The following is a 13,983-nucleotide window of genomic DNA, read 5'->3' on the forward strand; positions in this document are numbered from 1 at the left end:
CGCGGGAGGGGCACTAGGTTGCCCGTATGACGACTGCACTGATTACGGGCGCCACCGCGGGCATCGGGGCCGCCTTCGCACGGAGACTGGCGGCGGACGGCCACGATGTCGTGCTCGTGGCCAGGGACGTGAAGCGGCTCCGGGAGCAGGCGACGGAGCTGCACGACCGGCACGGCGTCGAGGCCGAGGTGCTCGCGGCGGACCTCTCCGACGAGAAGGGCATCGCCGCCGTCGAGGCCCGGCTCTCGGACCCGAAGCAGCCGGTGGACATGCTGGTGAACAACGCCGGCTTCGGCAACAAGGGCCGTTTCCTCGAGGTCTCCATGGCCGACGAGCTGAAGATGCTGACGGTGCACTGCGAGGCGGTGCTGCGGCTGACCTCGGCGGCCGCCGCCTCGATGAAGGGCCGCCACCGGGGCGCCGTGGTGAACGTGGCGTCGGTGGCGGCCTTCGTGCCCCGCGGCACCTACGGCGCCTCGAAGGCCTGGGTCGTGCAGTTCACCCAGGGCGCGGCGCGGGACCTCGCGGGCAGCGGGGTGCGGCTGATGGCGCTCTGCCCCGGCTTCGTGCGCACCGAGTTCCACGAGCGGGCCGGGATGGGCACGGACAACATCCCGGGCTGGATGTGGCTCGACGCGGACAAGCTGGTGACGGCGGCGCTCACCGACCTGGAGCGGGGGAAGACCCTGTCGATTCCGGACCCCCGCTACAAGGCCCTGATGGGTGTGGTGAAGCTGGCGCCGCGCGGCCTGCTCGGCGGGGTCTCCTCGAAGGCGGGCCGCAAGTACGGCCCGGAGTAGGCCTCCTAGGAGGGCAGTCCCGGTCCCTCGTACGCCCCGACGTTGGGAGCCGCCGTCGCCGACACGGCGTTTCCGAACCAGTCCCTGCCGCCGTTGTCCGTGATCGGGGTGCCGGCGGACAGGGCCGGGGAGCCGGCGGCGAGCCGCAGGTCGGGGCGGAGCAGCGGGTCGGCGTCGACGCCGCCGGGGTTGGGGCGGGTCATGGCGACGCCGTGGAAGAGGTTGTGCGAGAAGGAGAGCCCGGGGGTGGGGTTCTTGAAGGCGTAGCCGCCGCTCGCGCCCTCGTTGACGAAGATGTTGTTGCGGATCGACAGCTCGTGCTGGGTGGTGGCGGGGCTGCCGGCGTCGTCCTGGACGAGGTAGCCGGGACGCGCGGTCCTGTTCACGAAGGTGTTGTTGTAGATCTGCGTGTTGAGGATGGGGCCCCAGCAGTTCTGGACGAGCCGGGCGCCGTCGTCGACGCTGAGGTTGTAACGGACCACCGTGTCGAGGGTCTTGGCGCCGCTGTAGGGGCAGATCAGCAGGAAGCCGCCGGCGTTGTCGTGGCTGTGGTTGTACTGGAAGACCGTGCCCTTCGAGGCCCCGTCGGCGTCGAAGGACATGCCGTCCTTGGTGTTGCCGCCGCCGGAGACCTCGTTGTACTCGATGACGGTGTCGTCGGTGTTGAAGGTCCAGATGCCGGCGTTGGCGGCCTTGGAGCGGAGCTGGAAGCCGTCGAGGCGGTTGTGGTCGATCTGGGCGCCGGAGGTCGTGTCGATCTTGATGCCGTCGCCGGCGAGCGAGGTCAGGGTGTTGTGGTGGATCCGGACGTTCAGGCTCGGGGTCCAGGCTCCGGGGTAGACGTTCGGGTCCTGCTGGTTGCCGACCAGGTCGCGCTTGGAGAAGCGCGACTTGAAGTAGATGCCCTCGCGGTCGACGTCGCGGATGTCGTTGTGGTGGATCTCCAGGCCGTCGTACCAGCTGGGGACGGTCGTTCCCTCGACGGCGATGTGGATGGCGCTGGAGCCGGTGATGGTCTTGAAGTCGCCGCCGCGCACGTCGTGGATCGACAGGTGGTCGAGGGTGATGCCCTTGGCGGCGCCGAAGTCGGCGAGGCGGAGCCGTACGCCGTTGCGCTCGGTGCCGGGGGCGGCGGCGTTGGTGATCTCCAGGCGGGTGAGGCGCAGGTACTGGCTGTCGGCGAGGAGTACGGCGTCGTGGGCGCCGTTCCCGTCGATGACCGCGCGCCCGGCCGCGTCCCCGTAGTCGGCGATGGTGAAGGGGTACGCGGCGGAGCCGGAGCCCCGGGGGCCGAGGGTGCCGGTGCAGGTGGTGCCGCGCTTGAACAGGAGCAGGTCACCGGGCCCGTAGGGGTGGGCGTTGGCCTCGGCGAGGGTGGTCCAGGGGTGCTGGACGGAGCCGTCGCCGGGGGCGGGCGCGGAGCAGTCGACGTAGTGGCGGTCGCCGGGCGGTGGCGCGGCCTGGGCGGGGGCGGCCGCGAGCAGGGACAGCGTGAGGGCGGCGAGCGCGGTGTACGTACGGCGCTGGGTCACAGGTCCTCCGAATCGGGGGCTTCGAGGGCATCGAGGGCTTCGAGCTCTTCGAGATCGAGGTGTGCGGTGGTGCCGTTCTGCCAGGTCACGGTGAGGGTGTGGGGGCCGGTGACCCGGACGTCTGCGAGGTCCGACACGGGGGCGGGGTCGGGTGCGGCGGTGAGGGAAGCGAGGGCCACGAAGAGCGCGGCGGGTCCGCGGGTGGTGCCGTGCAGGGCGAGGGTGCGGCTGCCGGGGCCCTGAAGGGTTTCCCCGGTGGGGAGTTCGGCGGCTTCGGGGCGGTATCCGTGCACCGGGTGGAGCTGGGCGTGGGGGCCGTCGGGGGTGACGGCCCAGCCGGTCTGGCGTACGGGGGTGCCTTCCGGGGCGCCCAGGACGAGGTGGGCGCGGAGTTCGGCGCGGCCGTGGACGAGGGTCGCGGAGACGACGCGGACGCCGGGCAGCGGGTGGTGGCGGGAGGCGGCCCGGTCGGGGCCGGTGCCGAGCGGGGTGGCGGGGCCGCGCGAGGTGGCCCGTCCCTCGACGAGCAGGGCGAAGTGGTTGTCGGCGGTTCCCGTGGTGGGTCCCGTACGGGTGGAGTAGGCGTGGCGGGCGTAGCCGGGGTCGTCCTGCTCACCGGGCGCGCTGTGGACGTGGTTGCTGCCGTGGTTGTGGAGGCGTACGAGCCCGTCGGCGGCGGTGGTCTGGACGAGGAGTCCGGCGGGGGCGGCGGGGAGGACCGTGTCGGCGCGTTCGGCGGGCAGGGGTTCCTCGGGGTCGGTCCAGGCGGGGTGGCCGGCGGGCAGGAGGAGGCCGAGGAAGCCCTTGGAAGCCCAGTAGGGGGAGCCGGGTCCCGAGTACTCCTGGACGAGCGGCGCGTGGGGGCCGTGCCAGCCGAGGGTGAGGAGCCCGCGCTCGTCGGTGGCGCCGCGGTCGAGGAAGTACCGCAGGGTGCCGGAGGCGAGGCGGCGGGTGGCGCCGGGGGTGAGCGGGGTGTGGCCGGTGAGGGTGCCGAGCCAGGGGGCGGCGGCCGCGGCGAAGCGGTAGATCAGGGACCGCCCGTGAGGGAGGGGGGCGCCGTTCGCGTCGAAGAGGTGGACGTACGCGTCGAGGTGGGCCCGCAGCCGTGGGCCGTACCGGCCGAGGAGGTCCCGGTCGCCGGCGAAGTGGGCGTGGAGGACGGGGTAGAAGTGCAGGGCCCAGGCGTTGTAGTGGTCGAAGGCGCGGTTGTCGCCGTCGCTGTACCAGCCGTCGCCGAGGTACCAGTCCTCGATCCTGGCGAGGGAGCGGTCGATCGTGGCGGAGGCGCGGTCGGTCTCGATCCCGGCGTCCTGGAGGAAGCCGGCGACGGTGAGGCCGAAGAGCCACCAGTTGTTGTCGACGGGGGAGGGTCCGAGGGCGGGGAGGAGCCAGTCGGCGACCCGTCGTCGGGTGCGGTCGTCGAGGCGGTCCCAGAGCCAGGGGCGGGTGAGGCGGAGGCCGAGGGCGATCGAGGCGGATTCGACGACCGCCTGGCGGGTGCCGGCCATCAGGGGCCAGGAGTCCTCGTCCTCCCGTCCGGGCTTCTCCGTCCCGGCCGCGAGACCTCGGGCATAACGGTCGAGGTGGCCGTGGGGGTCCTCGCCCCGGGCGCCGGCGACCCGGAGGGCGGCGAGGAGGAAGGTGCGGGCCCAGCCCTCCAGGCCGTCGGAGCGGGGTCCCGACCAGCTGGGGCGGGGCCCGGGGAGGTCGACGAGGCCGCCTCCGGGCGAGGCGAAGGGGCGTACGTCGAGGAGGAGCCGGTCGGCCGCGGCCTCCCAGTGGGCACGGGTCCAGCCGGTGTACGGGCTGAGCTCACGGTTCTCGGGCGGCGTGGGCATGATGCTCCCTGGGGCTCCCTGCGACGTCTGCGTCGCTGTCTGCATCGCCGGGAATCCTGAACAGACTCCGATCGAACGTCAAGGGAATCGGAGCGAATGATCGAAACTTCTGTCGTTCGATCATTTCTGGAGCTAGGCTCGACGGACCACCACCACCGCGAGGGGGAACTGCGCCGTGCGCGAGAGTGCTGCCGAACGACACGACCGACTGCTGGCCCTGGTGCGCGAGCGCGGCACCGCCCGCGTCTCCGAACTGGCCGAACGCCTCGGGGTCTCCCCCGTCACCGCCCGCCGGGACGTCGAGGTCCTGGCCGGCCGGGGCCTGCTCGACCGGGTGCACGGCCAGGTCTCCTGGCCGCAGCAGGGGGCCGCCGGCGCCGGACGCTCCGGCGAGGGCCTGGTCCTCGGCCTGCTCGTCCCCTCCGCCACGTACTACTTCGCCGAGGTCATCCGGGGCGCGCACGAGGCGGCCGCCCGCGCCGGGGCACGGCTCGTGCTGCGGATCTCCGACTACCGGCCGGAGGAGGACCGCGCCCGCACCGAGGGCCTCCTCGCGGCGGGCGCCGAGGGCGTCCTCGTCGCGCCCGGCTGGCGCGGACTGCCCGAGGACCGGCTCGCGTACGGGGACTGGCTGGCCGAGCTGCCCGTGCCGGCCGTCCTCCTGGAGCGCCGCGCCGAGCCCGGCAGCCCGCTCGACGGCCTTGACCGGGTCGCCTCCGACCACGCCCACGGCGTGCTGCTCGCCCTGCGCCATCTGCTCTCGCTCGGCCACGCGACGCCCCTGCTCGTGGCCCGCCGGGACTCCCCGACCGCGTTCGCGGTGCGCGCGGGCTACGCCGAGGCGCTGGGGACGCTGGGCCTGAAGGAGCCCCGCCCGGTCATCGAGTCCGTACCGGCGGAGGCGGACCCGGAGGGCTTCGAGCGGGCGGTGCGGGCGCTGCACGAGGCCGTGGGCTCGGGCCTGGCGAGCGCGGCCCTGGTCCACAACGACGTGGACGCGATCGAGATCGTGCAGCGCCTGGCCGAGCTGGGCGTGCGGGTTCCGGAGGACCTGGCCGTGATCGCGTACGACGACGAGGTCGCCGCGCTCGCCGACACCCCGCTGACGGCGGTCGCCCCGCCGAAGCGGCAGGTGGGCCGGCACGCCACGGAACTGCTGGTGGAGCGGCTCACGGAGGCCCCCGGCGAGGACGCGGCGCGGCGCCATCTGAGCCTGCTGCCGTGGCTGCGGGTACGGGCCTCGTGCGGGGCGAGCACGACACCCTCAGTTTGATCTTTTTTCGATCAATCAATCTTTCGCTCTTGACTTCGGTCATGAACGGTCACAGGATCACGGCCACAACCACCCAGCCGCCCCGCCCTCAGGAGCCGTGCCGTGACCCGTACCTGGAGCAGAACGTCCCGCGTCATAGCCGGCACCGCCACCGCCCTGGCCGTCCTCACGGCCTGCGGCGGCGGCGGTGACGACACCGCAAGCAAGCCGAACGGCCCCGTGACCATCACCTTCTGGGGCTGGGCCAAGGGCTCCAAGGACGTCGTGGACGCCTTCAACGCCTCCCACACCGACATCCAGGTGAAGTTCGAGGAGATCCCCTCCGGCACCGCCGGCGGCTACGCGAAGATCTCCAACGCCGTGAAGGCGGGCAACGCCCCCGACCTGGTCTCCATCGAGTACGCCTCGCTCCCCGAGTTCGTGAGCTCCGGCGCCCTCCAGGACATCGGCGACCAGTTCACCGAGGCCGACCGCGCCAAGCTCCTCCCGCAGACCGTCGAACTCACCACCCTCGGCGGGAAGTCCTGGGCCGTCCCCTTCGACGCCGCCCCGCAGGCCTTCTTCTACCGCAAGGACCTCTTCGCGAAGTACAAGGTCGAGGTCCCCACCACCTGGGACGCCTTCAGGAAGGCCGCCGAGCAGGTCAAGAAGGCCGACGCCAAGGCCCGTATCGCCACCTTCTTCCCCGACGACCCGACCACCTTCGAGGCCATGGCCTGGCAGGCCGGCGCCCAGTGGTTCAAGGCCGAGAACGACACCTGGAAGATCACCACCACGGACCCGGCCACCACCAAGGTCACCTCCTACTGGCAGGGCCTCCTCGACGCCGACCTCGTCCAGAAGGACGCCTCCTTCAGCCCCGAGTGGGTCGGCTCCCTCAAGAACGGCACCACCGTCGGCTACCTCGGCGCCTCCTGGGGCGCCGGCGTCCTCAAGGGCAACGTGCCCGAGATGACCGGCAAGTGGGCCGTCGCCCCCATCCCCACCTGGGACGGCAAGCCCGCCAGCGGCATGCTCGGCGGCACCTCCTTCGCCGTCACGAAGGACAGCAAGCAGAAGGCCGCGGCCGTCACCTTCGCCGAATGGATGTCCACCACCGAGGCCGGCATCAAGGCCCGGATCGCCTCCGGCACCTCCAGCGCCTTCCCCGCCGCCGCCGACCTCCGCCCCGTCGCCAAGAAGGCCTTCGACGCGAGCTTCTACGGCGGCCAGGACATCTACACCCTCTTCGAGGCCGCCGGCGCCTCCATCAACCCCAACTGGTCCTGGGGCCCGACCACCGGCACCACCAACACCGCCATCAAGGACAACTTCGGCAAGATCGCACAGGGCGGCCCCGGCATCGCCGACGCCGTCAAGGCCGGCCACGACGCCACCGTCGCCGAACTCGGCAAGCGCGGCCTGAAGGTCGAGGGCTGAGCCGGTGAAGGCCCGCACCCGCGCCGCCGCACTCCTGCTGACCCCCTTCTTCGTCCTGTTCACCGCGGTGATGGTGGTGCCGATCGGATACGCGGTCTGGCTCAGCCTCTTCACCGAGAAGCAGTCCGGACTGGGCTTCGGCGGCACCGAGACCGTCTTCACCGGCCTCGACAACTACACCGCGGCGCTGGGTGACCGGGCCTTCCTGGAGGGCTTCGGCGTCCTGCTCGGGTACTGCCTGCTCTACATCCCGCTGCTGCTCGCCGGGGCCCTCGGCCTCGCCCTTCTGCTCGACTCGGCACTCGCCCGCGCCCGCCGCTTCTTCCAGCTCGCGCTCTTCCTGCCGCACGCCGTCCCCGGCATCATCGCCGCCCTGATCTGGGTCTACCTCTACACACCCCAGCTCAGCCCGGTCGTGCAGGCCATGGAGACCGGAGGCATCGGCTTCGACTTCTTCTCCCCCGAGGGCACCCTGCCGTCCGTCGTCAACATCGCCCTGTGGGAATGGCTCGGCTACAACATGGTCATCTTCTACGCCGCCCTCCAGGCCATCGACCGCTCCGTCATCGAAGCCGCCACCGTCGACGGCGCCGGCGCCTGGCGCATCGCCTTCGCCATCAAGATCCCCCTCGTCAGGGCCTCCCTCGCGATGGTCGCCCTCTTCACGATCATCGGCTCCCTCCAGCTCTTCACCGAGCCGCTCATCCTCAACAAGGGCACCGGCTCCGCCGTCACCTCCACCTGGACGCCGAACATGTACGCCTACACCGCGGCCTTCGACCGCAACGACTACGGACTCGCCGCCGCGGCCTCCGTACTCCTCGCCCTGACGGCGGCGCTGCTCTCCTTCGCGGTGACCAGGCTGACCGGGCGCCGGAAGGCGGGCACGGCACCGCAGCAGGCTCCGTCGCGGCAGCCCGCCCCCGCCCGGAAGGAGCAGACGGCATGAGCACCCGTACGAAGAAGCCGTGGCTCTCCCGGGCCGCCGTCAACGGCGCCCTCGTCCTCGCCGTCGTCTACATGCTCTTCCCCCTGGTCTGGCTGGTCACCGCCGCCACCAAGGACGCCGGCGGCCTCCTCGCCGGAAACGCCTTCTCCTTCGAGGGCTTCGACCTCGGCGGCAACCTCTCCCGGCTCGCCGCCTACAACGACGGCGTCTACTTCCACTGGTACGCCAACAGCCTCCTCTACGCGGGAGTCGGCGCCCTCGCCTGCTCCCTGATCAGCGTCGCCGCCGGATACGCCTTCCACGTCTACGACTTCCGGGGCAAGGAGAAGCTCTTCGGCCTCGTGCTGCTTGGCGTGCTCGTCCCCACCACCGCGCTCGCCCTGCCGATGTACCTCCTCGCCAGCGAGGTCGGCATCGTCAACACCTACTGGGCCGTCCTGATCCCCGTCCTCGTCAACCCCTTCGGCGTCTACCTCTCCCGGGTCTTCTGCGCCGGCTACATCCCCGACGAGGCCCTGGAGGCCGCCCGTATCGACGGGGCGGGCGAGATGCGCGTCTTCTGGTCCATCGGCCTGCGCATGGTCATGCCCGGCTTCGTGACCGTCTTCCTCTTCCAGTTCACCGCCGTCTGGAACAACTTCTTCCTCCCCCTGGTGATGCTCTCGGACCAGAAGCTCTTCCCCCTGAGCCTCGGCCTGTACGCGTGGAACAGCAACGCCCACGCCGAACCCGACTACTACCCCCTCGTCGTCACCGGATCCCTGCTCGCCGTCGTCCCCCTCGTCGTCGCCTTCGTCTCCCTCCAGCGCCACTGGAAGGCCGGTCTGACGGCCGGCAGCGTCAAGTGAGGAGCACAGGTACCACGATGCACCCGACCACTGACAACCGCCCGAACCTCCTGCTCGCGATGGGCCGGGGCGTGGACGAACGCCTCCTCACACCCGCCCACCGCACCCGCCTGACCCGGCTCGCGCACACCGACCCCCACCTGGTGGCCCACGACCTGACCGCGCCCGGCCCACCGGTCGCCGCCGCCCTCGCCGAGGCCGAGATCCTCCTGACCTGCTGGGGAGCGACCCCGCTCACCGCCGAGGTCCTCGACCGCGCGCCCCGTCTGCGGGCCGTCGTCCACGCGGCCGGGTCCGTGAAGCACCACATCACCGACGCGTGCTGGGAGCGCGGCATCCGCGTCACCTCGGCCGCCGCGGCCAACGCGCTGCCGGTCGCCGAGTACACGCTCGCCGCGATCCTCTTCGCCGGCAAGGGAGTCCTGCGCTCCGCCCGGCGCTACGCCGAACTCCGCGCCGACGACTCCTGGCTGGCCGAATCCGCCGCCTGGGGCAACCACCGGCGCACGATCGGCATCGTCGGCGCCTCCCGCATCGGCCGCCGGGTCGTCGAACTCCTGCGCCCCTTCGACTTCGAGATCCTGCTGTACGACCCGTACGTGACGACCCCGCCGCCCGGCGCCGCACTCGTGGACCTCGACGAACTCTGCGCCCGCAGCACGGTCGTCTCCGTCCACGCGCCCCAACTCCCCGCCACGCACGGGATGATCGGCGCCGCCCAGCTCGCCGCGATGCCCGACGGCACCACGCTGATCAACACCGCCCGCGGCTCCCTCGTCGACGAGCCGGCCCTCCTCCCGCACCTCGCCTCGGGCCGCCTCCACGCGATCCTCGACGTGACGGACCCGGAACTCCCACCGCCCGACTCGCCCCTGTGGACGCTCCCGAACGTCCTCCTCACCCCCCACGTCGCCGGCTCCCTCGGCAACGAACTCCACCGCATGACGGACCAGGCCCTGGAGGAGGTGGCCCGCTACGGGAGGGGGGAACCCTTCCTGGAGGAGGTACGGGCCTCGGACCTCCAGCGATCGGCGTAGCCGCCCCCGGCCTAGACTGGAAAGGTCCTACCTGGGTCGGGAGGCGTCATGACTTTCGTGCAGATCATCGACTGCAAGACGAGCCGGGTCGAGGACCTGAACCGGCTCATGGACCGGTGGGTCGAGCAGACCAAGGGCAAGCGGACCGCGACGCACAGCATCGTCGGCAAGGACCGTTCCGACGCCTCGCACGTCGTGGAGATCGTCGAGTTCCCCTCGTACGACGTGGCCATGCGGAACTCGCAGCTCCCCGAGACCGACCGGATCTTCCGGGAGATGGTCGCGCTCTGTGACGAGATGCCGACCTTCACCGATCTGGACGTGGTCCGGGACGAGCAGATGTACAAGGCCGCCTCCCGCCGCTTCTTCGAGCTGGTCTCGATGCCCGGGGAGCTTCCGCCGCTCGACGAGGTGTTCGCCGAGGGGTACCACGACCACGATCCGAGCAACCCGAGCGACGCGTACGGCATGGACGCGGTGCGGCGCGAGGCCGAGATGTGGCGGGCGGCCTTCGACTTCACCTTCACCGTCGAGGACCAGATCGCCGACGGCGACCGGGTCTGCACCCGCTGGACCTGGAACGGCACCCATGTCGGCGACTTCATGGGCATCCAGCCGACGGGGATGGAGGTGAGCATGACCGGGATGGTCGTCCACCGCTTCCGGGAGGACGGCAAGGCCGTCGAGGGCTGGTGGCAGTACGACATGCTCGGGCTCATGGGGCAGCTCGGCGCCGTGGAGGCCTGAACAGCACGAGGCCCGGTGCCCCCGCGACGGGGACACCGGGCCTCAGTGGTCAGTCAGCTGCCTCAGTGGGAGTGGCCGTGACCGTGGCCGTGGCCGTGGTCCGCCGGCTCCTCTTCCTTCTTCTCCACCACGAGGGTCTCGGTGGTGAGGAGGAGGGAGGCGATCGAGGCGGCGTTCTCCAGGGCGGAGCGCGTCACCTTCACCGGGTCGATGACGCCGGCCTTGACCAGGTCGCCGTACTCGCCGGTCGCGGCGTTGAAGCCCTGGCCCTTGTCGAGCTCCGCCACCTTCGAGGTGATGACGTAGCCCTCGAGGCCGGCGTTCTCGGCGATCCAGCGCAGCGGCTCGACGGCGGCGCGGCGGACGACCGCGACACCCGTGGCCTCGTCGCCGGTCTTGTCGAGGTTGCCCTCGAGGACCTTGACGGCGTGGACGAGCGCGGAGCCACCACCGGAGACGATGCCCTCCTCGACCGCGGCGCGGGTCGCGGAGATGGCGTCCTCCAGACGGTGCTTCTTCTCCTTGAGCTCGACCTCGGTCGCGGCGCCGACCTTGATCACGCAGACGCCGCCGGCGAGCTTCGCGAGGCGCTCCTGGAGCTTCTCGCGGTCCCAGTCGGAGTCCGTGGACTCGATCTCGGCCTTGATCTGGCCGACGCGGCCCGCGATGTCCTCGGCGTTGCCGCCACCGTCGACGATGGTGGTGGAGTCCTTGGTGATGGTCACGCGGCGGGCGGTGCCCAGCACGTCGAGACCGGCCTGGTCGAGCTTGAGGCCGACCTCCTCGGCGATGACGGTGGCACCGGTGAGGGTGGCCATGTCGCCGAGCATCGCCTTGCGGCGGTCGCCGAAGCCGGGGGCCTTGACGGCCACGGCGTTGAACGTGCCGCGGATCTTGTTCACGACGAGGGTGGAGAGGGCCTCGCCCTCGACGTCCTCGGCGATGATCAGGAGCGGCTTGCTGGCGCCGGCCTGGATGACCTTCTCCAGGATGGGCAGCAGGTCCTGGATCGAGGAGATCTTGCCCTGGTTGATCAGGATGTACGGGTCGTCGAGGACGGCCTCCATACGCTCCTGGTCGGTGACCATGTACGGGGACAGGTAGCCCTTGTCGAAGGCCATGCCCTCGGTGAAGTCGAGCTCCAGGCCGAAGGTGTTGGACTCCTCGACGGTGATGACACCGTCCTTGCCGACCTTGTCCATCGCCTCGGCGATGAGCTCGCCGACCTGCTGGTCCTGCGCGGAGAGCGCGGCGACGGCGGCGATGTCGGACTTGTCCTCGATCGGGCGCGCGGTGGCGAGCAGCTCGTCGGAGACGGCCTTGACGGCGGCGTCGATGCCCTTCTTCAGGGCGGCCGGGGAGGCACCGGCGGCGACGTTGCGCAGACCCTCGCGGACCAGGGCCTGGGCGAGCACGGTGGCGGTGGTGGTGCCGTCACCCGCGATGTCGTTGGTCTTGGTCGCCACCTCCTTCACGAGCTGGGCGCCGAGGTTCTCGTACGGGTCCTCGATCTCGACCTCGCGGGCGATCGTGACACCGTCGTTGGTGATGGTGGGGGCGCCGAACTTCTTGTCGATGACGACGTTGCGGCCCTTGGGGCCGATCGTCACCTTCACCGTGTCGGCAAGCTTGTTGACGCCGCGCTCAAGGGCGCGACGGGCGTCCTCGTCGAACTTCAGGATCTTCGCCATGGGAGCGGTTCAGCCCTCTCGGAATGGGGTGGAACGAACTGCGCCCCCGGACGCCCGGTGCGGGGTCAGGGGGCGCAGCTCAAAGCATCTGGTTCAGATACTTCGGTACAGAGTCTTCTGGGGGGCGACCCCCAGACCCCCGTACTACTTCTCGACGATCGCGAGCACGTCGCGAGCCGAGAGGACGAGGTACTCCTCGCCGTTGTACTTCACCTCGGTGCCGCCGTACTTGCTGTACAGCACGATGTCGCCGGTCTTGACGTCGAGCGGCAGGCGCTCGCCGTTCTCGAAGCGGCCCGGGCCCACGGCCAGGACGACGCCCTCCTGGGGCTTCTCCTTGGCGGTGTCCGGAATGACCAGGCCAGAGGCGGTGGTCTGCTCGGCGTCGAGCGGCTGGACCACGATGCGGTCCTCGAGCGGCTTGATGGCAACCTTGGAGCTGGTGGTCGTCACGATCCGACCTCCCCCTTCGGAGATCTCACGGGGTTAACTGTCTGAGGTGGCGACCAGGTGGATCCGTCGTCGCGGGTGCCGGACCTGCCCGTCGCTGTGTTGGCACTCTCCAGTGGGGAGTGCCAGAGCCGAGACTATGACCGCGATTAGCACTCGGTCAAGCGGAGTGCCAATTCATCGCTCCGTGGCGTGACCGTACGGGGTGCCGGAGCCCTCTCGCAGCTCTTCCTGTCCGGCGCCGCCCGTACGGTCTCGACCGGGGTGGGCCGGGGGCTCACCCGTTCCGCCGCCTTCCGGCCGAGCCGCTCGATCGGGTCGACCGAGGAGGCGCAGGCGGGCAGGGCGAGGAGCGCCCCGGTCACGGCGAGGGCGGCGACCCGCCGGTGTGCCCTCGTGCTCACACGTAGTCCTCGAGCTTCGCCACCGCGTACCCCTTCGACGTGATCACGTTCATCACACGCCGGATCATGTCCGGCATGGTGCCCTTCCAGTCCTCCTTGCCCCGGAAGTGGGTGAGCACGATGTCGCCGGGGTGCAGGTCCCGGTCCCACTCGCGCCACTCCATGTGGTCGGGGAAGGCCTCGGAGGCCCAGAGCGGGACCGCCTTGACGCCGCAGGACTTCGCGGCGCGCAGGGTGTCCTCGTTGTAGTTGCCGTAGGGCGGGCGGAAGAGCGGGGGCCGCTTGCCGAACTGCTTCTCGATGACGTCCTGCATGCCGCAGATCTCGCGCTTCTGCTCGCTGTAGGAGAGTCCGGGCAGGTAGCGGTGGTTGAGGGTGTGGTTGTGCAGGGAGACGCCGGACTCCTCCGACTTCTGCATCTTCGCGAAGTAGCCGTAGTCGTCCTTGACGAGGTAGTTGCTGAGGAAGGCGCTGTAGGGGATCCGCAGCTCCTTCATCATCTTCAGCAGCTGGGGGTCCTTCTCGGCGCCGTCGTCGATCGTCAGGAAGACGACCTTCTGCTTGGTCGGCACGGTGGTGAAGACGGGCGGCAGGCCCTCGCCGTCCGTCTCGAAGCCCTTGCGGGTGGTGATCTTCGGCTTGACCTTGGGCGGGGCGGGCGCGTCGAGCGGGGGTTTGGCGAGGCCCCACTTCTTGGCGGCGAGCACGCGGGCGGCCCGCTGCGCGCGGACCTTCTCGACGTAGGCGTTGAGGGCGCCGGCGGCGGGGGCCTGTTTCTCGGCGGCGGGGGCGGGGGCGCCGCGCTCGGGTTCGGCGCTGCCGGAGCAGGCCGTGGCGGCGGAGGCGAGGGCGGCCACGGCGAGCGCCGCCCCGAACGTCCGACGGGAGCGGTGCACACCTTTTGCCATCATCTGGTCCTTTTGTCGTACGAGCTGCATGGCGCCGCATCCTGTCAGCGCGGAAGCCCCTTCCGGGCCGCGACACCGCCGTACCGC

General features: G+C 70.9%; 13 protein-coding genes. 7 read left to right on the top strand and 6 right to left on the bottom strand.

The features are described 5' to 3' along the window. Positions 1-26: 26 nt before the first annotated feature. Positions 27-800, top strand: coding sequence for an SDR family NAD(P)-dependent oxidoreductase (locus tag ACF07V_RS02415; RefSeq protein WP_392151023.1), 774 nt, complete (start codon positions 27-29; stop codon positions 798-800). Positions 801-805: 5 nt separating this feature from the next. Here the strand turns inward: ACF07V_RS02415 and ACF07V_RS02420 are convergent, their stop codons facing one another. Together ACF07V_RS02420 and ACF07V_RS02425 are read right to left on the bottom strand one after the other, a co-directional pair. Next, positions 806-2,332: a right-handed parallel beta-helix repeat-containing protein gene (locus ACF07V_RS02420; RefSeq protein WP_392151024.1), complete on the bottom strand. Its 1,527-nt coding sequence runs from the start codon at positions 2,330-2,332 to the stop codon at positions 806-808. Continuing rightward, complete coding sequence (locus tag ACF07V_RS02425) at positions 2,329-4,170, bottom strand: DUF2264 domain-containing protein (RefSeq protein ID WP_392151025.1); 1,842 nt, start codon at positions 4,168-4,170, stop codon at positions 2,329-2,331. Before ACF07V_RS02425 ends, ACF07V_RS02420 begins: the two co-directional genes overlap by 4 nt. 175 nt (positions 4,171-4,345) lie before the next feature. Between ACF07V_RS02425 and ACF07V_RS02430 the strand changes: the two genes are divergently transcribed. From ACF07V_RS02430 to ACF07V_RS02455, 6 genes are all read left to right on the top strand, one after another. Beyond that, complete coding sequence (locus ACF07V_RS02430) at positions 4,346-5,443, top strand: LacI family DNA-binding transcriptional regulator (protein ID WP_392151026.1); 1,098 nt, start codon at positions 4,346-4,348, stop codon at positions 5,441-5,443. A gap of 102 nt (positions 5,444-5,545) precedes the next feature. Beyond that, the gene (locus ACF07V_RS02435) at positions 5,546-6,862 is read left to right on the top strand and encodes an ABC transporter substrate-binding protein (RefSeq protein ID WP_392151027.1); all 1,317 of its coding nucleotides are present in this window, start codon (positions 5,546-5,548) and stop codon (positions 6,860-6,862) included. A 4-nt stretch (positions 6,863-6,866) separates the two neighbouring features. Continuing rightward, positions 6,867-7,811 (top strand): carbohydrate ABC transporter permease, encoded by a 945-nt coding sequence (locus ACF07V_RS02440; protein WP_392151028.1) that lies wholly within the window; start codon positions 6,867-6,869, stop codon positions 7,809-7,811. Beyond that, positions 7,808-8,659, top strand: a complete 852-nt coding sequence (locus tag ACF07V_RS02445; protein WP_392151029.1) for a carbohydrate ABC transporter permease — start codon at positions 7,808-7,810, stop codon at positions 8,657-8,659. Before ACF07V_RS02440 ends, ACF07V_RS02445 begins: the two co-directional genes overlap by 4 nt. A 17-nt stretch (positions 8,660-8,676) precedes the next feature. Beyond that, complete coding sequence (locus ACF07V_RS02450; RefSeq protein ID WP_392151030.1) at positions 8,677-9,696, top strand: hydroxyacid dehydrogenase; 1,020 nt, start codon at positions 8,677-8,679, stop codon at positions 9,694-9,696. 48 nt (positions 9,697-9,744) lie between these two features. After that, a complete protein-coding gene (locus ACF07V_RS02455) occupies positions 9,745-10,443 on the top strand; it encodes an ester cyclase (RefSeq protein ID WP_392151031.1) in 699 nt (232 codons plus the stop codon). A 62-nt stretch (positions 10,444-10,505) separates the two neighbouring features. Here the strand turns inward: ACF07V_RS02455 and groL are convergent, their stop codons facing one another. The 4 genes from groL to ACF07V_RS02475 all read right to left on the bottom strand — a co-directional run bounded on the left by groL (position 10,506) and on the right by ACF07V_RS02475 (position 13,926). Continuing rightward, positions 10,506-12,134, bottom strand: coding sequence for a chaperonin GroEL (gene groL / locus ACF07V_RS02460; protein WP_189800352.1), 1,629 nt, complete (start codon positions 12,132-12,134; stop codon positions 10,506-10,508). A 144-nt stretch (positions 12,135-12,278) separates the two neighbouring features. Continuing rightward, on the bottom strand, positions 12,279-12,587 hold the full coding sequence (groES, locus tag ACF07V_RS02465; protein WP_017239619.1) for a co-chaperone GroES: 309 nt from the start codon (positions 12,585-12,587) through the stop codon (positions 12,279-12,281). A gap of 146 nt (positions 12,588-12,733) precedes the next feature. Next, positions 12,734-12,988 (bottom strand): hypothetical protein, encoded by a 255-nt coding sequence (locus tag ACF07V_RS02470; RefSeq protein WP_392151032.1) that lies wholly within the window; start codon positions 12,986-12,988, stop codon positions 12,734-12,736. Continuing rightward, entirely contained in the window at positions 12,985-13,926 is a 942-nt protein-coding gene (locus tag ACF07V_RS02475) for a polysaccharide deacetylase family protein (protein ID WP_392151033.1), read from the bottom strand. The genes ACF07V_RS02470 and ACF07V_RS02475 overlap by 4 nt, the downstream gene beginning before the upstream one ends. Between the last annotated feature and the right edge of the window lie 57 nt (positions 13,927-13,983).

The organism is Streptomyces sp. NPDC015661 (assembly GCF_043077765.1).
Classification (GTDB): domain Bacteria; phylum Actinomycetota; class Actinomycetes; order Streptomycetales; family Streptomycetaceae; genus Streptomyces.

Coding starts and splice junctions, on each gene's coding strand:
- ACF07V_RS02415 (WP_392151023.1), top strand. CDS start 27: ATGACGACTGCACTGATTACGGGCGCCACCGCGGGCATCGGGGCCGCC.
- ACF07V_RS02445 (WP_392151029.1), top strand. CDS start 7,808: ATGAGCACCCGTACGAAGAAGCCGTGGCTCTCCCGGGCCGCCGTCAAC.
- ACF07V_RS02450 (WP_392151030.1), top strand. CDS start 8,677: ATGCACCCGACCACTGACAACCGCCCGAACCTCCTGCTCGCGATGGGC.
- ACF07V_RS02455 (WP_392151031.1), top strand. CDS start 9,745: ATGACTTTCGTGCAGATCATCGACTGCAAGACGAGCCGGGTCGAGGAC.
- ACF07V_RS02475 (WP_392151033.1), bottom strand. CDS start 13,926: ATGCAGCTCGTACGACAAAAGGACCAGATGATGGCAAAAGGTGTGCAC.
- ACF07V_RS02425 (WP_392151025.1), bottom strand. CDS start 4,170: ATGCCCACGCCGCCCGAGAACCGTGAGCTCAGCCCGTACACCGGCTGG.
- groL (WP_189800352.1), bottom strand. CDS start 12,134: ATGGCGAAGATCCTGAAGTTCGACGAGGACGCCCGTCGCGCCCTTGAG.